At 58.3% G+C, this 21300-nt stretch carries 14 protein-coding genes, 1 tRNA gene and 3 pseudogenes; 12 read left to right on the forward strand and 6 right to left on the reverse strand.

Annotation, left to right across the window (positions count from 1 at the left end; translation table 11 throughout):
- Positions 1–29: 29 nt before the first annotated feature.
- The 4 genes and pseudogenes from ybeY to era all read left to right on the forward strand — a co-directional run bounded on the left by ybeY (position 30) and on the right by era (position 3220).
- Positions 30–566, forward strand: a complete 537-nt coding sequence (gene ybeY, locus ML_RS03170) for an rRNA maturation RNase YbeY (protein ID WP_010907845.1) — start codon at positions 30–32, stop codon at positions 564–566.
- A pseudogene (locus tag ML_RS03175) lies at positions 563–1875 on the forward strand (hemolysin family protein). Before ybeY ends, ML_RS03175 begins: the two are co-directional and overlap by 4 nt.
- The gene (locus ML_RS03180) at positions 1868–2194 is read left to right on the forward strand and encodes a hypothetical protein (RefSeq protein WP_010907846.1); all 327 of its coding nucleotides are present in this window, start codon (positions 1868–1870) and stop codon (positions 2192–2194) included. Before ML_RS03175 ends, ML_RS03180 begins: the two are co-directional and overlap by 8 nt.
- A 123-nt stretch (positions 2195–2317) precedes the next feature.
- The gene (gene era, locus ML_RS03185) at positions 2318–3220 is read left to right on the forward strand and encodes a GTPase Era (RefSeq protein WP_041323703.1); all 903 of its coding nucleotides are present in this window, start codon (positions 2318–2320) and stop codon (positions 3218–3220) included.
- Between the two features lie 69 nt (positions 3221–3289).
- Here the strand turns inward: era and ML_RS03190 are convergent.
- A pseudogene (locus ML_RS03190) lies at positions 3290–4685 on the reverse strand (amidase).
- Positions 4686–4746: 61 nt separating this feature from the next.
- Between ML_RS03190 and recO the strand changes: the two are divergent.
- On the forward strand, positions 4747–5553 hold the full coding sequence (gene recO / locus ML_RS03195; protein WP_010907848.1) for a DNA repair protein RecO: 807 nt from the start codon (positions 4747–4749) through the stop codon (positions 5551–5553).
- Positions 5546–6436 (forward strand): decaprenyl diphosphate synthase, encoded by an 891-nt coding sequence (locus tag ML_RS03200; protein WP_010907849.1) that lies wholly within the window; start codon positions 5546–5548, stop codon positions 6434–6436. The genes recO and ML_RS03200 overlap by 8 nt, the downstream gene beginning before the upstream one ends.
- 1248 nt (positions 6437–7684) lie before the next feature.
- Here ML_RS03200 and ML_RS03205 read toward each other — a convergent pair.
- Positions 7685–7804: pseudogene (locus tag ML_RS03205) on the reverse strand (glutaredoxin domain-containing protein); the annotation flags it as partial.
- Positions 7805–7962: 158 nt separating this feature from the next.
- Between ML_RS03205 and ML_RS03210 the strand changes: the two are divergent.
- The 3 genes from ML_RS03210 (at position 7963) to ML_RS03220 (ending at position 10827) form a co-directional block, all read left to right on the forward strand.
- Positions 7963–10107: an ATP-dependent DNA helicase UvrD2 gene (locus ML_RS03210; RefSeq protein ID WP_162618312.1), complete on the forward strand. Its 2145-nt coding sequence runs from the start codon at positions 7963–7965 to the stop codon at positions 10105–10107.
- Positions 10108–10261: 154 nt separating this feature from the next.
- Positions 10262–10564: a hypothetical protein gene (locus tag ML_RS03215; protein WP_010907851.1), complete on the forward strand. Its 303-nt coding sequence runs from the start codon at positions 10262–10264 to the stop codon at positions 10562–10564.
- Positions 10558–10827 (forward strand): WhiB family transcriptional regulator, encoded by a 270-nt coding sequence (locus ML_RS03220; protein WP_010907852.1) that lies wholly within the window; start codon positions 10558–10560, stop codon positions 10825–10827. Before ML_RS03215 ends, ML_RS03220 begins: the two co-directional genes overlap by 7 nt.
- 76 nt (positions 10828–10903) lie before the next feature.
- On the opposite strand, the gene ML_RS03225 is transcribed toward ML_RS03220, so the two are convergent.
- The 3 genes from ML_RS03225 to ML_RS03235 form a co-directional block, all read right to left on the reverse strand.
- Entirely contained in the window at positions 10904–12238 is a 1335-nt protein-coding gene (locus ML_RS03225; protein ID WP_041323706.1) for a macrolide-binding ATPase MABP-1, read from the reverse strand.
- Between the two features lie 311 nt (positions 12239–12549).
- Positions 12550–12747, reverse strand: coding sequence for a hypothetical protein (locus ML_RS14205; RefSeq protein ID WP_064430259.1), 198 nt, complete (start codon positions 12745–12747; stop codon positions 12550–12552).
- Between the two features lie 594 nt (positions 12748–13341).
- A complete protein-coding gene (locus tag ML_RS03235; RefSeq protein WP_414085551.1) occupies positions 13342–14742 on the reverse strand; it encodes a zinc-dependent metalloprotease in 1401 nt (466 codons plus the stop codon).
- 101 nt (positions 14743–14843) lie between these two features.
- On the opposite strand from ML_RS03235, the gene ML_RS03240 reads away from it, so the two are divergent.
- The 3 genes from ML_RS03240 to ML_RS03250 all read left to right on the forward strand — a co-directional run bounded on the left by ML_RS03240 (position 14844) and on the right by ML_RS03250 (position 19196).
- Positions 14844–15866, forward strand: a complete 1023-nt coding sequence (locus ML_RS03240; RefSeq protein WP_010907855.1) for a YlbL family protein — start codon at positions 14844–14846, stop codon at positions 15864–15866.
- 145 nt (positions 15867–16011) lie between these two features.
- Positions 16012–18963 (forward strand): UPF0182 family protein, encoded by a 2952-nt coding sequence (locus ML_RS03245; RefSeq protein ID WP_010907856.1) that lies wholly within the window; start codon positions 16012–16014, stop codon positions 18961–18963.
- 156 nt (positions 18964–19119) lie between these two features.
- A tRNA-Met gene (locus tag ML_RS03250) sits at positions 19120–19196 on the forward strand.
- A gap of 1313 nt (positions 19197–20509) precedes the next feature.
- On the opposite strand, the gene ML_RS17250 is transcribed toward ML_RS03250, so the two are convergent.
- Positions 20510–20644: a hypothetical protein gene (locus ML_RS17250; protein WP_269147060.1), complete on the reverse strand. Its 135-nt coding sequence runs from the start codon at positions 20642–20644 to the stop codon at positions 20510–20512.
- Positions 20645–21300: the final 656 nt, after the last annotated feature.

The raw sequence follows: 21300 nt of genomic DNA on the forward strand, positions 1-21300 counted from the left end.
GGTGGCGTGGATAGTCCCATGAGCATCTTATGAGTGTTGAAGTATCTAACGAGTCAGGCTTCGACGTTTCTGAAGTGGAACTGGTTAGCGTCGCGCGGTTTGTCATCATCAAAATGGACGTCAACCCAGCAGCAGAGCTGTCGATGGTGCTACTGGACACCGCAGCGATGGCCGATCTACATATGCGCTGGATGGACCTTCCTGGGCCAACGGACGTAATGAGCTTCCCGATGGACGAGTTCGAACCGGGTGGTCGACCTGACGCCGCTGAGCCAGGGCCCTCCATGTTGGGTGACATTGTGCTGTGCCCAGAGTTCGCCGCGCAGCAGGCGGCCGCAGAGGGCCACAGCCTCGGACATGAGTTAGCGCTGCTGACAATTCACGGCGTACTTCACCTGCTCGGCTACGACCACGGTGAGCCAGACGAGGAGAAGGAGATGTTCGCCCTGCAGGGCAGGTTACTGGAAGAGTGGGTGGCCGAACAGGTACGGGCCTATCAGCATGACCGTCAGAACGAGAAAGACTGTCGATTGCTGTACAAGTCAGGGTATTTCGGCTACTTGTGACCGGCCTGAATCAGTTGATCGGCGTGATCGCGTTGATTGGACTGGGTGGGTTGTTTGCTGCCGATCGACGCCGCCATTAGCACCGTGTCGCTGGCTCGGGTGCAGGAGTTAGTTCGCGAAGAACTATCTGACGCGGGACGACTGTTCAAGGTGATAGTCGATCGGCCACGCTACATCAACCTGGTGATGTGTTGTTGCGGATAGCGTGTGAAATTACCGCTACCGTAATGCTAGTGGTGTTCCTTTATGGCAACCTTGGCCTGAACTGGTCCTTGTTCGGTGCCGCGACCAGCCATGGTGGTGGTCAGCTGCGTGGTTATTGGCGTTGGTCCACGCAACTTGGGACGCCAGAACGCATACTCGATTTCGTTGGCGACAGCACTTCTTTTGCAGTCGATCTCATCGCTGTTGATACAGATCAGCTGATTGTTGGTAGTCGTCGGCAACGCGCTCACCCCGGGCTGCAGCTTGCGAAACGGACTATTTGCGTACAAGATTGAGCTCCGCGATGCCGTCGATCTGGCGCAGCAACGTGGCGTGGTTGCTGCCGAAGAACACCGGATGATCGAATCAGTTTTCGAACTCGACGACACACTAGTCCGTGAGATGATGGTGCCTAGCATCGCGATGATTTGGATCGAAAGTGACATGTCGGCCACTCAAGTGACAACCCTGGCCGTCCGTAGTGGTCATTCACATATTCCGGTAATTGGTGAGAATGTCTACAACATCGTTGGGGTGTTTTATCTGAGAGACCTGGTTCAACATACGTTCTTCTTTCCTGATCACGGTCGAGGCACGGTTGTGGCGCAAGTGATGCTTCCGGCGGTGTTTGGTTCCGGACTTCAAGCTGTTGGACACGTTGCTGCGTGAAATACAGCGTGACTGTAGCCACATGGCGCTGTTGGTCGACGGGTACGCTACGATAGCCGGCTTGGTCAGTATAGAATGAGGTTCTGGAAGAAAATCTTCGGAGATATCTCCGACGAATATGACCACGCGAGACCTCTCCAGTAGAATTCTTGGGTGGCAAACGTTTCCGCTTTTCAGCTTGATTGCCGATCAAAGATGTTGGTGAGCTGTACGGCATGGAATTCGACGACGATCTCGATGTCAACACGGTGGGCGGCCTGCTGGCTCTGGAATTGGTCCGGGTCCCGTTACCTGGCGCCGAAGTGGTGTCGCATGGCTTGCCACTGCACGCTTAAGGCGGCCCGGATCTTTGGGGGTGATGCGGATCGGCACTGTGCTGTTGATCCCAGCTGAATCTGAAGGCTCTGATGGTGTGAGGAGTGGTTGGTATGGCTGAGCTGCTGAACACTGAGGATGCCAAGTTGGTGGTGCTGGTGCGGGCTGCGATGGCGCGCACTGAAGCCGGCAGCGGTGCCGTAGTGCGTGACTTCGACGGTCGCACATATGCCGCTGCGCCAGTGACCTTGTCAACGCTCGAGCTGATCGGTCTACAGGAGGAAGCCGCCGCCGCGTTCAGTGCGTCCAGTGTGGTGAGTGGGTTGGAGGTCGGGGTGCTGGTGGCTGGGTCCGTGGACGAGCCCGATATAGCCATGGTTCGTGAGCTGGCCTCAACAGCAGTGGTAATCCTGATTGATAGAAACGGGAACCGCGTATGACGACGACTGTGTATTTGGCGCAAAATTTGGCGGTAGTCCGGATCCGATTTCCCGGTTTTCTCCCGCAAGCGGACGGCCTCCTCATCGCGAGGCGCTATACGGCGCGTATCGTCTCTGGTGGATATGGCTGAATTCCGTTCGGGTTTCGTATGTTTGATCGGTCGTCCGAATACTGGCAAGTCGACACTGACCAACGCATTGGTCGGCACCAAGGTAGCGATCACTTCGATGAAGCCGCAAACCACCCGACACACCATTCGAGGGATCGTACACAGGGAGGGTAACTTCCAGATCGTTCTGGTTGACACTCCCGGTCTGCATCGGCCGCGCACGCTGTTGGGTAAGCGGCTCAACGACTTGGTGCGCGACACTTATACCGAGGTGGACTTAATCGGACTGTGCATCCCGGCTGATGAGGCCACCGGTCCGGGAGATCGATGGATTGTTAACCAGATTCGATCGGTCGCCCCGAAAACGATCCTCGTCGTTATCGTCACTAAGATTGACAAAGTGCCCAAGGACCGGCTGTCCGCACAACTGGTCGCTGTCAGCGACCTCGTCGCCGACTCAGCCGAGATCGTGCCGGTGTCGGCTGTGACGGGTGAACAGGTCGACGTGCTGATAGATGTGCTGGCTGCGGCCTTGCCACCGGGTCCGGCTTATTACTCCGCCGGTGAACTGACCGACGAGCCGGAAGAGCTTCTGATGGCAGAACTGATCCGCGAGGCCGTGCTGGAGGGAGTGCATGACGAGTTACCACATTCGCTGGCGGTGGTGATTGACGAGGTCAGCCCGCGGGCAGGGCGTGGCGACCTGATTGACGTGCACGCTGTGCTTTATGTCGAGCGGCCAAGTCAGAAGGGAATCGTCATTGGCAAGAGCGGTGCCCGGTTGCGGGAGGTGGGTATCGCGGCGCGTCGCCAGATCGAGAAGCTGTTAGGGACCAACATCTATCTCGACTTGCATGTCAATGTCGCCAAGAACTGGCAGCGCAACCCTAAACAACTTGGTCGACTAGGGTTTTGAGGTAGCTCAATCTTGCGTGGAGCTTTGCGGCGTGACGGTGTTCTACAATACTTCCGGCCGCTTGCTTGCCTAGCCGCAAACGGCTTCCAGGTCGGCGGTCAGCGAGATCAGCATGCCTTCGCTGTTTGTTGGTCCCATCAATTGCACACCGATTGGCAACCCCTCGGCGGTGAACCCCCTGCTGGCATATTGATAAACGGTCAGCTCAGTACGTTCCACGGCCAAGTCACCGGAGACGCGGCGGTCATGGCACGATCAATGCGAAAAGAGCCCAACCGATTGAAGGTTCGTGCCAGTGGTGGTGGTTGTGCGGTGGTGGGCGTCAGGACGACGTTGACGATGTCGAAGATAGAACCGACACGACGCTGGTCAACCTCTTCGTGTCGGCGCGCGCTGCGCAGAATTGCTTCCCCGAGCACATGACCTGTGCGCGGATTGGTAACGGTGCGGCGGTCCAGGCCAATGCCGTCGCCCAGCCGTCCCTACCAGTACGCCAGGCCGGAGGTGGAACGGGCGAGAAAGTTTCACGATAACCGCAGGCCGTGGTCTGGGTTGCCGGTTACTACGGTGTGGACAAGCAGCTCAAATTGTTTGGCTACCCTGTGGGTAGCGACCAACATCTCGGGGTGCAACTTGGCCCGAAACCCGTTTAACGGGAACCGAGTTGACATCGGGATGTTGAGCGATCCAGGCGTGATGCCAAGGTAGTCTGATACCGTCGTCGGGCGTGGTTTGCGTAGGTCGCCCTCAATGTTGCCGGATGTTTAGTCGATCACCAATGCCGGGTCGGCCACTGTGCAGACTAGCACGCCATTGAGCGTGATGCCGCTGAATGCCTCCGGCAACGGTCAGGTGGAGATGCGACCGTGTTGCGGTTTAATATCCACCAGGTGCGTACATGCTGCAGGGAGCTGGTCACCGCCGCCATCGGAACCAATGGCGGCGGTGACCAGGACCGTAACCACCGCGGCCGCGCTACCGCCGGACGATCCGCTTGGTGTGTGTTGACGTTACCAGGGATTGCGGGTAGGTATTGAATCTGGGACCCATTAGTGAGTGGCTATTAGCTGAGTTCATAGGTGTTGTTTTGCTGAAGGTCCCTGTCCCGGCCGTCTTCAGGTGGCAAACGAATTCAGCGTCGTGGGTGGCGGGTTGTATATACCCTTCGGCGCCGAAGGTAGTTGGCATTCTTATTATGTCGACGTTATCGTGGATTGCAATTGGGATACCGAGTAACGGCGCCGTGTCGCCGGCGGCCCGTCATCGGTTTGCCTGTTCTGCGTCGGCCCGTGCGGACTCGGTGAGCACCACATAGAAAGCGTCCAACGCGGGCTTGCTGATCTCGATGGCCTGTAGGGACCGGTGCACCAACTCTTGGGCAGTCGCTGAGTGTGTGGCCAGTTGGTAAAGCAAGTCAGCTTAGCGTGGGTAGGCGCTTATTGCTGGATAAAGAAGCTCCAACCACAGGTTACGAGACTATCGGCGCGGATACCCGAGATATCGTGGTGAGGTGCAAAACTGTTGTGATGCGATTGTATCGGGACTGGGCGTTAGTGCTGCGCCAGCACAACCTCGGCGAAGCCGACCGGATTGTCACCTTGCTGACCCGCGATCACGGGCTGGTGCGTGCGGTGGCCAAAGGTGTGCGTCGCACTCGCAGTAAATTCGGCGCTCGCCTGGAACCGTTCGCGTATATCGATGCGCAACTGCACCCCGGCCGCAACCTTGATATCGTTACTCAGGTTGTCTCGATTGACGCGTTCGCCACCGACATCGTTAGTGACTACGGTCGGTACACTTGCGGGTGCGCGATGCTGGAAACCGCCGAACGTCTCGCTGGTGAAGAACGGGCGCCCGCCCCGACTTTACATCGGCTTACGGTGAGCGCGCTGCGCGCGGTGGCTGACGGAAACCGGCCTCGCGACCTGCTGTTAGATGCCTATTTGCTGCGTGCCATGGGGATCGCCGGATGGGCTCCAGCGTTGACCGCGTGTGCCCGCTGTGCCACGCCCGGTCCGCATCGGGCTTTTCACATTGCCGCTGGGGGCAGCGTCTGTGTGCATTGCCGTCCGGCCGGTTCGACTACACCACCGCGGGGTGTGCTGGAACTAATGTCTGCGCTGCACGACGGCGATTGGGGAACTGCCCAGCAAGCGCCGCAGTCCCACCGCAGCTACGCCAGCGGATTGGTGGCCGCACACCTGCAGTGGCATCTGGAACGACAGCTGAAAACTTTACCTCTGGTGGAACGAACACATCAAGCATACCAGGTCGATCGTTCCATCGCGGAGCGGCGCGCAGCGCTGGTCCGGCAAGATATGGCCTGTGGTTAGGAACGAGCGCACGCTGAAGTCCACGGATTTTCCGCAGCTGCCCCCTGCGCCCGACGACTACCCGACCTTTCCCGACAAGTCGACCTGGCCGGTTGTCTTCCCGATGCTGCCGCCATCACCCGACGGCGGGCCGAGGCGACCGCCGCAGCACACGTCAAAAGCTGTCGCTCCACGGCTCTCGGCCGCCCAATTGCCGACTCATGTCGCCATCGTGATGGACGGCAATGGCCGTTGGGCTAACCAACGCGGACTGCACCGCACCGAGGGCCACAAGATGGGCGAAGCGGTGGTCATCGACGTTGCTTGCGGCGCTATCGAACTCGGGATCAAATGGCTCAGTCTCTATGCTTTTTCTACTGAGAACTGGAAGCGGTCTGTCGAAGAGGTCCGTTTCCTGATGGGTTTTAACCGCGATGTAGTGCGACGGCGTCGGGAGAATCTCAAGGAGATGGGGGTCCGGATCCGATGGGTAGGGTCGCGACCGCGCTTATGGCGCAGCGTCATCAATGAATTGGCCATTGCGGAACACATGACGGCGGGCAACGACGTCATCACCATCAATTATTGTGTCAACTACGGTGGTCGCACTGAAATCGCAGAAGCTACAAGAGAAATTGCTCGTCTGGCAGCTGCGGGCCGGCTCAATCCGGAGCGGATCACCGAGTCCACGATCACACGGCACTTGCAGCGGCCAGACATCCCCGATGTCGATCTCTTCGTGCGGACTTCGGGGGAGCAGCGGTCCAGCAATTTCATGTTGTGGCAGGCGGCGTATACTGAATACATTTTCCAGGATAAGTTGTGGCCCGATTATGACCGCCGTGACTTGTGGGCGGCGTGTGAAGAATATGCGTCGCGCAATCGGCGCTTCGGAAGCGCATAGTGCACTCTTGACAAGAGCGACTCGCATTGGTCCTCCGCGTCGTGTTACTCACCGAGGAGGAAACCGACGGCGCGTTCACGGTGAGAATTCACTGTACGTTAGCTTTGTTGCGGGTGGTTAATATCGTCTCCGACCTCGACATGGTGTCACTCATTTTTAAATATTGACGTGGGATTTGTTGCTGAACCAAGAGGATCAGTGACCGAGTGGCAAGGTGTACACGTGATACCAATCTCGGTACGGTGATCCTGGTCGGGAAGGTCAACGAATAGGCTGCGCAACGTAACTCCGAAAAGCCTGGCCTCAAAATTGCGGACGTGATGCTGAGGTACAAGACTTCCTGGCGTCGTCCTCCAGGACGTTATCGACGATCTCGTGTGCTGGTTTAAGTGACCAGCACACCGATGGACATCAACATTGACGACTTGACGTGACATTGTTGGTTCCATCCGACGAAGCTCAATCTCAAGGTGGTGGGGTCCAATTTCTCCAAAGCGGAATCGTTGCAAGGCTGCATATTCTGTCAGCGATGTGGCCAACTGATTGAGTGCCGCGCGCGACACCATTATTTGGATACCCGGCGACAGCCTGACTGACCTGATCGACCGGGGTCATGTTATCCGGTTCTAGGTCATCGGTCTTACCGCTATACGGCTATCCCACGAAGCTGTGTCCAGCAGCTGGCGAATGTGAAAACGCTATTTCCCAATGGCCCGGCACGGTCCGGGAGTGATCATGTTTCCCACAGATGTCTGACGAACAGTCCTCCATTGTCTGTGGTGTGAGGTCGGCGAAGTTGGCAATGTGGGTTGCATCAACGACGCTGACAATCAACGATTTCACGTCGCCAAGTGAATGACATGTCCGTGGTCGGTTTAGCCGGAGCACTCGGGTGTGAACAAGCCGGTATGCCAATCGCAGGGCCGCAGATGATGAAGGCCGATCTACAGTTAGACGTTTTATGAATCAACGACAATGGCCTTTTAATCCATCTCGCCGGAATGCTTACGGCTTGGTAAGTTGAATCTGTTGGTTTCAATCGTGATGCACGCTTTCTGTGGACCGTTGTCCTGGGTCGGTCAGGAGTTTTGGCATTATGGCCCGGGCATCGTCGCTAGCAAATGCTGTGTTTCAACCGTATTGGGTAAGGGCGTCCGGATGCAATGCTGAGACATAAGTTCAGACGATTAGACCATCGGCGCAGTTGACTGGGCTCCAGCATGACTATGGAGGTCGGCGCCGACGTCGTTAGCTGGTGATATCGGCTAGTCTGGACTGCGCTCGAGTTTGGTCAATGTCGACCTCGTCGTAGCAGGGTGCGTTGGCTTCGAGTGCTGCCTTTAGCCGAACGCAGAAGCCGCACCACGACGTTGTGTAATAACATAGTTAAATGTAACATTGGCCACATAAATAGTTAACATAGCTTTACGACTATGCGGGCTTGGTGAGCAGGACCTGACACCGGGCGAGGCAACGGGCTTGGCGATGTGCAAGGTTTCTCGGTCTTGGCTGCCAAGATGGATCCTATGGTAATGGTCGTAAATCCATTGACTGCTGGACTGGATGACGAGCAGCGCGAGGCCGTGCTGGCTCCACGCGGACCTGTTTGTGTGCTCGCGGGAGCCGGAACGGGTAAAACCCGCACCATCACTCACCGCATTGCCCACCTTGTTGGTGCTGGTCACGTCGCCACTGGGCAGGTGCTGGCGGTGACATTCACCCAGCGTGCAGCGGCGGAGATGCGGTCCCGGTTGAGGGCGCTTGGCGCTGCCGTACAAGCCGTTTCGGATTTTGGCGTTGTGCGAGTCCTGACCTTTCATGCTGCCGCGCACCGCCAGTTGCGATATTTCTGGCCACGGGTGATCGGTGACACTGGCTGGCAGCTGTTGGACAGCAAGTTTGCCACCGTTGCGCGGGCGGCTAGTAGTGTCAGGCTGCATGCTGGCACTGATGACGTGTGTGACCTCGCCGGCGAGATTGAATGGGCTAAGGCCTCGCTGATTGGGCCCGAAGAATACGTGGCCGCCGTGGCCGCTATCGGTAGAGACACTCCGCTGGACGCCGCGCAAATCGCGAGTGTCTACGCTGCCTACGAAGCTCTTAAGGCCCGCGGCAATGGCGTCCCAGGGGTCACGCTGCTCGACTTCGATGATCTGCTGCTGCACACCGCCGCCGCGATCGAGAACGACGCAGCGGTAGCCGAGGAGTTCCGGGACCGTTACCGTTGTTTTGTAGTCGATGAGTACCAAGACGTCACCCCGCTACAGCAACGGGTGCTTTCGGCCTGGTTGGGTGATCGAGACGATCTGACTGTGGTCGGCGACGCCAACCAGACCATCTACTCGTTCACTGGGGCTTCACCTTGTTTCCTGCTTGACTTCCCCCGACGGTTTCCCGATGCCACGGTGGTGCGGCTGGAGCGCGACTACCGGTCTACTCCGCAGGTGGTGTCGCTTGCAAATCAGGTGATCGCAGCGGCTCATGGCCGGGTTGCGGACAGCAAATTTCAGCTGTCCGGCCAGCGTGAGCCGGGTCCGGCCGCGTCATTTCACGAGTATTCTGATGAGCCTGCTGAGGCCGCTGCCGTGGCAGCATCAATTGCTCGACTGATCGAATTCGGCACCTCGCCATCCGAGATCGCGGTGCTTTACCGGGTCAATGCGCAGTCCGAGGCGTACGAGGAGGCGTTGACCGAGGTGGGGATTGCCTATCAGGTCCGCGGCGGCGAGGGATTTTTCAACCGCCAGGAGATCAAACAGGCGCTACTAGCCCTGCAGCGTAGTGCGGAGCGCAGCTCCCAAACAGAACCGAACAGCCCATTGTCGGACGTGGTCCGCGGTGTTCTGGAGCCATTGGGGCTAACGGCTGAGAAACCGGTCGGCAGCCGCGCCCGGGATCGTTGGGAGGCGCTGACCGCATTGGCCGAACTGGCCGACGACGAAGTGGCTCAGCATCCGCGGCTGGATCTTCCGGGGTTGCTGGCCGAGCTGCGGTTGCGGGCCGATGCCCGGCACCCACCGGTGGTACAGGGCGTCACGTTGGCCTCATTGCATGCCGTTAAAGGACTTGAGTGGGATGCGGTGTTCTTAGTCGGATTGGCCGACGGAACACTACCCATCTCGCGTGCGTTGGCGCATGGTGCTGAAAGCGAGCCTGTCGAGGAAGAGCGTAGGCTGCTTTATGTTGGAATCACCAGGGCCCGAGTGTATTTGGCACTTAGCTGGGCGTTATCGCGAACTCCGGGTGGACGTCAGAGCCGCAAGCCGTCGCGGTTCCTCAACGACATCGCGCCACAGATGGGTCAAAATCCTGCGTCGAGCAGATCTCGGCGTAATCGGACCGCTACTTTGCGCTGCCGTATTTGCAAAAACGACCTGACCACGCCTGCGGCCGTCATGCTGCAGCGGTGTCAGATATGTGCCGCAGACGTTGACGAAGAATTGTTGCTGCAGCTCAAAGCGTGGCGGCTTAGCACTGCCAAGGAACAGAACGTGCCTGCTTACGTCGTTTTAACCGATAACACGTTGATTGCGATTGCTGAGTTGCTGCCCGCCGATGAGGCCGCGTTGATCGCTGTCCCGGGTATGAGTGTACGCAAAATTGAGCAATACGGGTCGGACGTGCTGCAGTTGGTTCGCTGCCGTGCCGTCGCGGTTAGGACGCAGACCTGATCGATCGTACCTAGTTAACTGATAGCAGACAAACGCGCAGATAAAAATAAGTTTCCACTGCTGGCTGTTACCGTTGTGCTCAAATCCGCGCTTTGCTGGCCGTCTGAAGTCAGGTTTGCAGGCAGGCGAAACGGATATATGGAGGGTAGCCACGGTGATTGACTACAACAACGTGTTTGGTGCGGGCGTGGTTGCAGCTGTGTCGACCGCGGGAACCCCTCATGCCGCCACATCGGCTGCAGCGGGTCAGTACCGCGTAGCCGCGACAGGAACCCGTCCGTGGATCGGGGCTATACTGAACTACGAAGTCAGCCCGATTTTCGCCAGATGGCCACGGAACCGAAATCACCAGGATCCGTGGCACAGTTTTTGGGCAAATAGCCTCCCAACCTGGTACAGATCCTTTTTGAAGAAAGACAGCCACCAGACCAGGAAGCAGATGAAAAGGACATGTTGACACTGACAATCCCTAAACAGACGCTGCCCGGGTTGCCGTGCCATGCCGACACCTCCGACCTATGGTTCGCTGAGACCCCAGCAGACCTGGAGTGCACCAAAACGCTCTGCGCGAACTGCCCGATCCGCCGCCCGTGCCTGGAGGCAGCGATGGAACGGGCCGAACCCTGGGGTGTGTGGGGCGGTGAAATTTTCGATCGAGGCTTGATCGTGAGTCGCAAACGTCCTCGTGGACGACCGTGCAACGATGTCGTCGTTGTTTAGAGAAACAAGGTCACGAAAGTGCAATTGTCGAATTGTTCCTTGAAGAGACGGCCTCAGTAGTGGCACTTTTGGGGCGTTAGACGATGGCAGTATCGGGCTCGGCGAAGCCGGGAACCAACTTCTCGGTCAGAGCCTTGGTCGGCACATGCGCGTCGAGTTGGCAGAGGATCGCGCCCACCGACGCGATCACCCGCATAGGCAGGGCCAGTGTAGCCGGCAGATCCAACTGGCGTGCCGTCTTGATGTGCGACACCGATCGGTCTAGGCTTATCTGTTGCAGCCATTTACGTGTGTAGTGGAAAACCTCGACTTTGATCGGTTCTACGTACTGGTGCATCATCTCGTCAATGTCGCGCACAGACACCTGTCGGCCTTTTTGGATTAAGCCGGCCTTCTCCATCGTCTGCAGCAAGAGGTTGTAGTTCTTGTCCCGGGCCAATCGGATGCTCATTCCCAGCTCTACCGGGAAACCACCAGGCAGTGGCGCGATAGCGCCGAAGTCGATGACGCCCATCCGGCCGTCGGACAGCAGCATGAAATTGCCTGGGTGAGCGTCGCCGTGCAGCATTTCCAATCGGCGTGGCGAATCGAAGGTGAGTTCGAGTAGCAGTTTTCCCATACGGTCACGTTGTTGGGCGGTTCCGTTACGGATGATTTCGGCCATCGGAACACCATCGATCCACTCCTGGATTATCACTTTCGGTGCGCTTGCCACCACGTTTGGCACCACAAAGCGCGGGTCGCCCTGATACGCCTTGGCGAAAGCACGTTGGTTGTCAGCCTCCAACCGATAATCTAGTTCCATCTCGGTGCGTTCGACTAATTCGTCTACCACACCTTGGATGTCAGCACCGGGAGAGAGCTGTTTGAGTATCCCAACCATCCGCTGCATGGTCTTGAGATCGGCGCGCAACGCCTCATCAGCACCCGGATACTGGATTTTGACCGCCACTTCGCGGCCATAGGACCATACCGCTTTATGCACCTGGCCGATGCTGGCCGAGGCCACCGGGGTGTCGTTGAACGAGCTGAACCGGTCCCGCCACTTGGTGCCTAACTGGGCGTCGAGCACCCGATGCACCTTGTTGACCGGCAACGGCGGGGCGTCCTTTTGCAGCTTGGTCAGGGCTTCGCGGTAGGGCTCGCCGTACTCTTCAGGAATCGCGGCTTCCATCACAGACAATGCCTGGCCGACCTTCATTGCCCCGCCCTTGAGCTCGCCCAGGACACTGAACAACTGGTGGGCGGTCTTCTCTATCAGCTTGGTGTTAACCTCGTCTTTCGACTTGCCAGTCAGTCGTTTCCCGAGCCCGAGCACCGCCCGCCCGGCAAGGCCGACCGGAATGCTAGCTAGCTTCGCGTTGCGCGCAGCCTGACCACGTTTGATGTCTGCCACACGTCTATCATCCATGACGGTGAAGCGTGCCATGGACGTGATATGGCAATCAATGATCAAACGGCTACATTCATTATTCATTCGGGCTTTCACCCGCATCATCCAGCGTCGAGCCAATTTTCTCCGTGCAGGTTCAATCTTGTGGTTCATTGAAACGCATGTTCGAAGGGTGGTACCGAAAAGCCATGGCAGTAAAGCAAACGTAACACGATGCTCTAACGGATATCTGCTCCATTGGTGCGCGACGATAGAGCCGGCGCCCAGATCTCGAACTCCAGTGTGGTGTTCAACGCCGAGGGTGGTCCGGAACCGAGTAACACCTCCTGTTAGTACACCGCGACGATCACTCGATCCACCGGGCTTAGCGTCAGTGCCGCGGTGGTGAGTGGGGTGGCCTGGTTGGCCACCCCGATGGTGTCTTGCAGCTGGGCGGCGAACGCCGGCCAGACGGTGTCGCAGTCGCTGCCGTGCAGGTCTGCACAGGCTTGGCAGCTAGTTACGCCGGTAATGACCAGCAGCCCCATCAGGTTAGGCCTCGTGCCGTTACGGACGTGGACCGGAAGGTGTCCGATACACCCCGGCTATACAAATCGCACACCATGCGCGGGTCAGCGACCAGGTGGGTACGAAAACGACTACCAGGTCCACTGCGGAAGTGACTGGTATGCATATTGGCTGGCTGTGCGTTATCTCGGGCTCGAGAGCAGTGTAGCGTCTCCACCAGCAGGTCTGACAGCGGGGCCGCGGCTGTCCGGCCACGGGACTGCCGGTATCCGCGGGTTGCGACACCGGCACCAAAACTAGTTGCGCGACGAGGTTCGCCGGGTCTTCGGGGCGGCCGACTTCCATATGCCCATATGCCGGCCTGCCCCTGCAACTTGGCTATCGGTGTCGATTATCACATGGATTGATTGCAGCAGCGCGACTAACTCCGCCGCGGCGGGGCCGTACCGGTGGGTGGATCAGCGCGGTCCTGCGGAGATCTCAACCGACCTACACCGCGCCGTCCGGCCGGCAGCAGCACCGGCATGGCATCGCGGGGTCCAGCGTATAGAGGTTTAGAGCGCAGTTTCCGGCATGACTCGAGACTTTAGCCATGCCGGACATTCAAGTCTCGATCAGTTATCCACAGGACCGCCAGAGCCGGGGGTCCTACCATCGGAGTTGCCACGGTCTAGATCGAGTTTGGCGATCGCTTCGTCGATGCCGCTGGTATCGCCACCGATGATTCGATCGATGAAGCTGGCCGGGTCGTCGAGATCCTTTCCAGAGGGCAGCAGATCCGGGTGTTGCCAGACAGCATCACGGGCGTCCACGCCGGCAGCTTGGGTCAAGCGTTCCCATAGCACGGCAGCCTCCCGCAACTTACGTGGCCGCAGTTCCAAGCCGACCAGCGTGGCGAATGTCTGTTCGGCCGGGCCGCCACTGGCTCGACGTCGGCGCAGCGTCTCGCCGAGCGCGGCAGCACCTGGAATCCGATCGCCCAGAGCCGCGGTCACTACTACCTGCACCCAGCCCTCGATCAGTGCCAGCAGGGCTTCTAGCCGTTCCAGTGCCTGAGTTTGTGCTGGGGTTGCCTGGGGTTCGAAAACACCCTGACCCAGCAGCTCCTCTATGGCGGTGGGATCGGACAGCGAGGCTGGATTGAAATCGCGTGCTAGCTCCTCAATTCCGTTCATGTCGATCTTCATACCCGCGGCATAGGCTTCCACGGCGCCCAGCAATTGACTGGCCAGCCAGGGCACGTGGCTGAATAAGCGGTGGTGTGCGGCCTCACGAGTGGCCAGGAATGTCAGAATCTCGCACCGCGGCTGTTCGAGCCCATCGGCGAAGGATTCGACAGCTTGCGGCATTATCGCCGCTACGCCCCTGGGTCCCAGCGGGAGACCGATATCTGTCGATGTTAGCACTTCGCGGGACAATTGACCAAATGCCTGGCCTAGTTGCGAACCAAAGGCCATGCCGCCCATTTGCGACATCATCGACAGCAGCGGGCTGGCCATACTCTTGGCCTCCTCCGGCAGTGACGCTGCCCACACGGTCGAGATTTGTTGGGCCATCGGGTCACATAGCCTTTTCCACGTCTCCAAGGTGTTGTTGACCCAGTCGTCGGGGGTCCAGCCCTCCGCTTTTGTGGTACCCGCGGGCAGCGCGGTGACCCCGTCCAGCCAGGTCTCGGCGAGATGTACCGCATCGCCGATTGCCGAGCTTGTGGTTGCCGGGATGGGCGCGACAAACCCTATTGAACTCGACGCGACTCGTCGCGCCAATTCATAATTGACTGGACCGAGTTGTTTGTCCGCGGTCATTGCGGTGCCAGCGTTGGTGAACATTTGACCCAGGTGGGTGAAGATCTGTCCCAGGTCGCTCATGCCGAAGTCTCCACTCATACCGAACGAAGCTAACGGGTCTGATCCGCTCGAGCCGGAATCGGGGCCGTTTTTTCCGTGCTTGTCGCGTCCCGACTCGTCGTTTGGGGAGTCGTTTCCGGAAGAGAAGCCGAAAGGTGGGTTAGCCACACCGTCAACGGTACTCACAGGTGAGCCAGAATGCGCCACCCCGGGTCATGCTTATAGCTGAACGAGCACGATGAAATGAGAGTACGTCTAATCTAAGCGGCGTGAACAGGCGGATTCTCACCTTGTTGGTTGCGCTGGTGCCGATTCTGGTCTTCGGCGTGTTGCTTGCGGTGGTGACGGTGCCGTTCGTGTCGCTGGGCCCCGGTCCCACTTTTGACACACTCGGTGAGGTGGACGGCAAGCAGGTCGTCGCGATCAAAGGCGCGCACACGCACCCGACGTCTGGTCATCTCAACATGACAACGGTGTCCCAGCGCGACGATCTGACCTTGGGTGAAGCCCTGACATTGTGGCTGTCCGGACAAGAACAGCTGGTGCCGCGCGACCTAATCTACCCGCCGGGAAAGTCGAGGGAAGACGTTGACAAGGTCAACTACGCTGATTTCAAACAGTCCGAGGACAGTGCAGCTTATGCCGCACTGGGATACCTGCAGTATCCGTCTGCAGTTACCGTTGCTAAAGTCACTGATCCTGGTCAGTCAGTGGGCAAACTGAAGTCTGGTGATGCCGTGGACGCGGTCAACGGCAGCCCGGTGGCCAATGTCGAGCAATTCACCGGATTGCTGAAGAAAACTAAGCCCGGCGAGGTGGTGACCATCGACTTTCGTCGCAAGAACGAGCCACCCGGTGTGGTACAGATAACATTGGGTGCGAACAAAGATCGCGACTACGGCTTTTTGGGTGTCGCGGTGCTAGATGCGCCGTGGGCGCCATTTGTGGTGGATTTCAACCTCGCCAACGTTGGCGGTCCCTCGGCCGGACTGATGTTCAGCCTGGCGGTTGTCGACAAGCTGACCACCGGCGACTTGGTCGGGTCTACGTTCGTCGCGGGCACCGGAACCATCAGCATCGACGGCAAGGTGGGCCCTATTGGAGGCATCGCGCACAAGATGGCTGCCGCCCGCGCTGCCGGCGCCACGGTGTTTCTAGTGCCCGCGAAGAACTGCTACGAGGCGCGCTCCGATAACCGCACCGGCCTGCGATTGGTTAAGGTCGAGAGCCTCAGCCAAGCCGTGGACGCGTTGCACGCTATGACGTCGGGGGGCCAGCTGCCGAGCTGCTAATCTGGCCTTTTCGCCTGCCATCAAAGGATACCGAGGTGTGTAGATGCGTAGAGTTGTGACCGTTAAGAAGATATCTGGCAACAGGCCCTGCAGTACGGGTGCCAACAAAATCGAAGCCAGTCAAGTCGAGCAGGGAGCGTAGCTAGTGGGGATGCGGCCCGCTGCAAGGATGCCGAAACTGACTCGGCGTAGCCGGACTCTGATCATGGTCGCACTGGGTGTGATCGTGTTGCTGCTTGCGGGTCCGCGACTGGTCGATGCGTACGTTGAGTGGCTGTGGTTCGGTGAGCTTGGCTACCGTTCGGTATTCAGTACTGTGCTGGTTACCCGCGTCGTGGTGTTCCTGGTAGCCGGGCTGGTGGTCGGCGGCATTGTGTTTGCCGGACTCGCGGTGGCTTATCGAACTCGCCCGGTCTTTGTCCCGAGTCACGACAACGACCCGGTGGCGCGGTATCGCGCCATGGCGTTATCGCGGCTCCGGTTGATCGGTGTCGGGATCCCGGCGGCGATCGGCCTGCTGGCCGGCATTATCGCGCAGAGCTACTGGGTCCGGATCCAACTGTTCTTGCACGGCGATAACTTTGGTATCAGGGATCCACAGTTCGGCAAGGACCTCGGTTTTTACGCGTTCGAACTGCCATTCTACCGGCTGGTTCTCAGCTACGTGTTTGTTGCGGTATTTCTGGCTTTTGTCGTAAACCTGTTGGCGCACTATATCTTCGGTGGAATCCGGCTGTCCGGACGCACTGGCGCGCTAAGCCGCTTGGCGCGTCTCCAGTTGGTCAGCTTGGTCGGTGTGCTGGTGCTACTTAAAGCTGTTGCCTATTGGCTGGACCGATATGAGTTACTGTCGCGTACGCGTAGCAGTAAGCCGTTCACCGGCGCTGGATACACTGATATCAATGCGGTGCAGCCCGCCAAGCTGATCTTGATAGCGATTGCGCTGATTTGTGCCGCTGCCGTGTTCTCCGCGATCACGTTGCGGGACTTTCGGATTCCTGCCATCGGCCTCGTTTTGCTGATGCTGTCGTCGTTGATCGTGGGTACGGGTTGGCCGTTGATCGTTGAACAGCTCATCGCCAAGCCGGATGCGGTACGCAAGGAAAGCGAGTACATCAGGCGAAGTATCACCGCGACCCGGCATGCCTATGGCCTGACTGAAGATGTGGTGACCTATCGGAATTATATCGGCGACGCGCCTGCGATCGCCCAGCAGATCGCCACTGATCATGCTACCACCTCGAACATCCGGCTACTCGACCCCACGATCGTCAGCCCTGCGTTTACCCAATTCCAGCGGGGTAAGAACTTTTACTACTTCCCCGACCAGCTGTCAATCGACCGTTACCTTGACAAAAAGGGTAACCTCCGTGACTACGTTGTGGCGGCGCGTGAGCTCAACCCGGACCGGTTGATTGACAATCAGCGTGACTGGATCAACCGGCATACCGTTTACACGCACGGGAACGGATTCATAGCGTCGCCGGCAAACACCGTACGCGGTATCGCCAATGACCCGAACCAAAATGGTGGCTATCCTCAATTCTTGGTCAATGTCGTCGGGAACGGTACCGTGGTGTCCGAAGGGCCGGCGCGGCTGGATCAACCCCGCGTTTACTTCGGGCCGGTGATCTCCAATACCTCCGCCGATTATGCGATCGTCGGAAAAAATGGTGATGACCGCGAATACGACTACGAGACCAACACCGATACCAAGAGATACACCTACGCTGGCAGCGGGGGAGTCCCGATCGGCAGCTGGCTGTCCCGTAGTGTGTTCGCTGCGAAATTTGCCGAGCGAAATTTTTTGTTTTCCAGCGTGATTGGTTCCAACAGCAAGATTTTGTTCAACCGCGATCCGGCGCAGCGGGTGGAAGCGGTGGCGCCTTGGTTGACGACTGACAGCAGCGTTTATCCGGCCATCGTGAACAAGCGACTGGTGTGGATCATCGACGGCTACACCACTCTGGACAATTATCCCTACTCTGAACGTACCTCGCTGTCGTCGGCGACTGCCGACTCTACCGAGGTGGCTTTCAATCGATTGGCTCCCGATAAGCGAGTCGCATATATCCGGAACTCGGTGAAGGCCACTGTGGATGCTTACGACGGCGCCGTGACGCTATATCAGCAGGATGAGTATGATCCGGTGCTAAAAGTGTGGATGAAGGTCTTTCCGGGCACCGTCCGACCCAAAGGCGACATTACGCCCGAACTGGCGGAGCATCTCCGCTATCCCGAGGACCTGTTCAAGGTGCAGCGGATGCTGCTGGCTAAGTATCATGTCAATGATCCCGGAACGTTCTTCAACACATCGGATTTCTGGGACGTGCCGCTAGATCCGAATCCGACTGCCAGCAGTTATCAGCCGCCGTACTACATCGTCGCGAAAAACATTCTCAAGAACGACAGGTCGGCATCATACCAGCTGACCAGCGCGATGAATAGGTTCAAGCAAGACTTCCTGGCCGCTTACATCAGCGCCAGCTCTGATCCTGAGACGTACGGCAAGATCACTGTGCTGACCATTCCTGGAAACGTCAACGGTCCCAAACTGGCCAATAACGCGATCACCACCGATCCGGCGGTATCCCAGGATCTGGGTGTGATTGGGCGGGACAACCAAAACCGGATCCGTTGGGGTAACTTGCTGACGCTGCCGGTGGCTCAGGGTGGGCTGCTGTACGTGGAACCTGTCTATGCATCACCGGGTGTCAGCGACGCCGCCTCGTCGTACCCGCGTCTTATTCGCGTGGCAATGATGTACAACGACAAGATTGGATACGGCCCCACCGTCGGTGACGCGCTCACCGGCCTATTCGGGCCCGGCGCGGCTTCCGCTGCTACCGGCATCGAACCGACCGAAGCGGTACCGCCAAAGTCACCCGCAGGTTCTTCGACGCCTCCGATCGCGGTGGTGCCGTCAGCCCCAGACGGGTCGGTTGCATTGTCGGCCGCCAAGGCCGCCGCGCTGCAAGAGATTCAGGCGGTGATTGGCGCGGCTCGCGAAGCACAGAAAAAGGGTGATTTCGTCGCCTATGGTTCGGCGCTACAGCGGCTCGACGACGCCATCACTAAGTTCAACAGCACGAAGTAGGTAGTCCGTATCGGTTTTGCCGCGCCGCGAGCGGCGTGTCTGTACACCGGCACGCCGTAAACTCTGGGATTCTGCGTGTGTTCGCCGTGCGTGCCACCGCTTCGGACAGGCGATTTGCTGACATTCGGCGGTGTTCGGTAACCTTGCATTTATCGACGCGGGGTGGAGCAGCTCGGTAGCTCGCTGGGCTCATAACCCAGAGGTCGCAGGTTCGAATCCTGTCCCCGCTACCAGGAAAATGGCCCTCGGAGACTTCTTCGAGAGCTATTTTCATGCTCGATGAGCACGCTTTGGACACATTAGCTAGACTTGTTAGTTGCCTGAGAAGTCTGTTTCGTGGGTTGGGTCCCACCCTTTCTTTGCTTATGATGATTGCGGTCCGCTGTGCCACGGTGTCTTCGTCATCGTTTGCCAAACGCGGTTTCCCAGAAATTCACCGCTAAAAGCTGTTCTCCTGGGGAGCTTTAGCACCCGAATTGGCATGCCAGTAGCCGTTAGCCAGTCGGCGATCATCCGAAAGCAGGTCGGTGCCAAGGTGCTCGGCGAACGTCATGTATCTTGCGTCAGCGCAGGTGACATTTGCCCGCAACCGCCCCGCACTTCGCTAAGAACAGTTCGTGTACCCAAGGCAGTCGTCCGGCAACGACGCCTATAGCGCTCGCCCGCGCAGCGGGTCGGCGGGCAGTTCGACGTCAGCGGAGGTGTCGATGACGATCGGGTTCACACCTCGCCAGCGGCGCGCTTAGGCGAGGGGGTCAGCAACCCGGCCACCCCGGGATCGACTGGTTTTTCCACCTGACGACGATCAAGCTAGGCGGTAGAACGACTCTGGCGTGATTTGATCATTGGGGTCGTGGACGACCACAGCCGGGTCCGACGGGATATCAGGGAAGCCCATCCACGAACTCCACCCTATCGAACTACACGAATGTGGCGGTAATACGATAATAATATAAATAGTAGTTTAGCCACATACCCGGACACCTGTCGGGACCCGAGACTTCAGGTGTGTTTACCTGTACTCCCCCGGATTCACCTCCCTAGAGGGAAGAAGGATCATTCTGTGGCAGTAGTGTGCGGACCGTCGGTCGATGGAAGTGGGCCCGGCTTGTGGCTTGCGATGTCGGTTATTTTGCTGTCACTCCCAATCGTAGATCCCCGTCTTTCCGGAATATGCGCCCTAACTTGCCGGCGGGTTTGTCTACGCTTTTTATGATGTTGCCGTTGCTGCCGTCGACGGGAACGCCTAGCGAAAAAGGCAACGTTTGCTCGGAAGGAAAAAGTCACTTTCACGTCGAAGCCACCGCATTGACGCCAGTCCGGCAACAGGTTCGTCAGTTGTGTTTGGGCTGTGCTGCGCCACGAAAAGCTGTGACCGCAGCAATGATTTGCATCAAGTTGCTGGGGTCACGTGTGTCGGAGAATTGTGACGCGCGATAACTGAAGACGGCTTCGACGTTTTAGGCGTCCGGTGTGCTAGGGCGGGTGTTTGCCCAGCAAGTCGGGCGACCGATATGTCTTTGCATGTACCCCCTGTGATGTGGTTTTACGTTTGCTCTACTGTCAGGTTCTGGTCGCCGGTGATGTCCTTGGCGTCGCCGAGACCAGACAACAGCGGAGCTGTAGTACCCGGCCGCAACCGTGTCCGGCGCTGCGGTGGCGGTGTCGTGGTGGGAGCCACGGTGTTGTTCTAGGTGATGCCAGTTAGGGTTACCCACCCGACCAATGCGACGATGGCAAGGGTGATATATATATATATCGACAGGGTCACCCTAACGAGAGCGCGGTCACGCTCGCCGGTGCGACTGGCTTCTTCGCTGCAGCTTCCACTTGGTTCTTGCTAGCTGCACGAACGCGCTTGCAGTTTCTCAAAGCTAGCGAACAAACTTGGCGCCATAGTCAACCGTTTGTATACTCGGTGCCTGCGTGCGGCTACTCATCGTGTGTCGATTGCGCTGCTTCGTGAGATGTTCGATCAATATGGTCGTCGACAAAATGCCGAGCTTGTAGAACACAGCTTGTAGAGCACTACGACCACCTCGAATTTTGATGTACTTCGATGGACTGACGCGTAGCTTCACCGAGTTCCGTGACAGTCGTCGTGATGATCTACTCCACCTCAATCATATACCCGATCGAATACGACGGTCCGGCATGGATCGGGGCTGCCGACGAGGGGTTGTCGGCCGGATCTGGATTACTACGGCACACCTAGGCGAGAAGCTGGCCCGAATCGGGGTCGTACCCATTGCTGTCTACCGCAACGGACGAATTCACCGGATCTGGGAGACGATCCGGCCAAGTTGGCGCGGTGTCGCCGTGTTCGAAAGTTACTGA

The sequence above is a fragment of the Mycobacterium leprae TN genome (assembly GCF_000195855.1).
Taxonomy (GTDB): Bacteria; Actinomycetota; Actinomycetes; order Mycobacteriales; family Mycobacteriaceae; genus Mycobacterium; species Mycobacterium leprae.

Excerpts from the sequence above, each read along its gene's own strand:
- ML_RS03180 (WP_010907846.1), top strand. The coding sequence starts at position 1,868 with ATGGCTGAGCTGCTGAACACTGAGGATGCCAAGTTGGTGGTGCTGGTG.
- ML_RS03225 (WP_041323706.1), bottom strand. The coding sequence starts at position 12,238 with ATGGATGATAGACGTGTGGCAGACATCAAACGTGGTCAGGCTGCGCGC.
- recO (WP_010907848.1), top strand. The coding sequence starts at position 4,747 with ATGCGATTGTATCGGGACTGGGCGTTAGTGCTGCGCCAGCACAACCTC.
- era (WP_041323703.1), top strand. The coding sequence starts at position 2,318 with ATGGCTGAATTCCGTTCGGGTTTCGTATGTTTGATCGGTCGTCCGAAT.
- ML_RS14205 (WP_064430259.1), bottom strand. The coding sequence starts at position 12,747 with ATGGGGCTGCTGGTCATTACCGGCGTAACTAGCTGCCAAGCCTGTGCA.
- ML_RS03220 (WP_010907852.1), top strand. The coding sequence starts at position 10,558 with ATGTTGACACTGACAATCCCTAAACAGACGCTGCCCGGGTTGCCGTGC.
- ML_RS03210 (WP_162618312.1), top strand. The coding sequence starts at position 7,963 with ATGGTAATGGTCGTAAATCCATTGACTGCTGGACTGGATGACGAGCAG.
- ybeY (WP_010907845.1), top strand. The coding sequence starts at position 30 with ATGAGTGTTGAAGTATCTAACGAGTCAGGCTTCGACGTTTCTGAAGTG.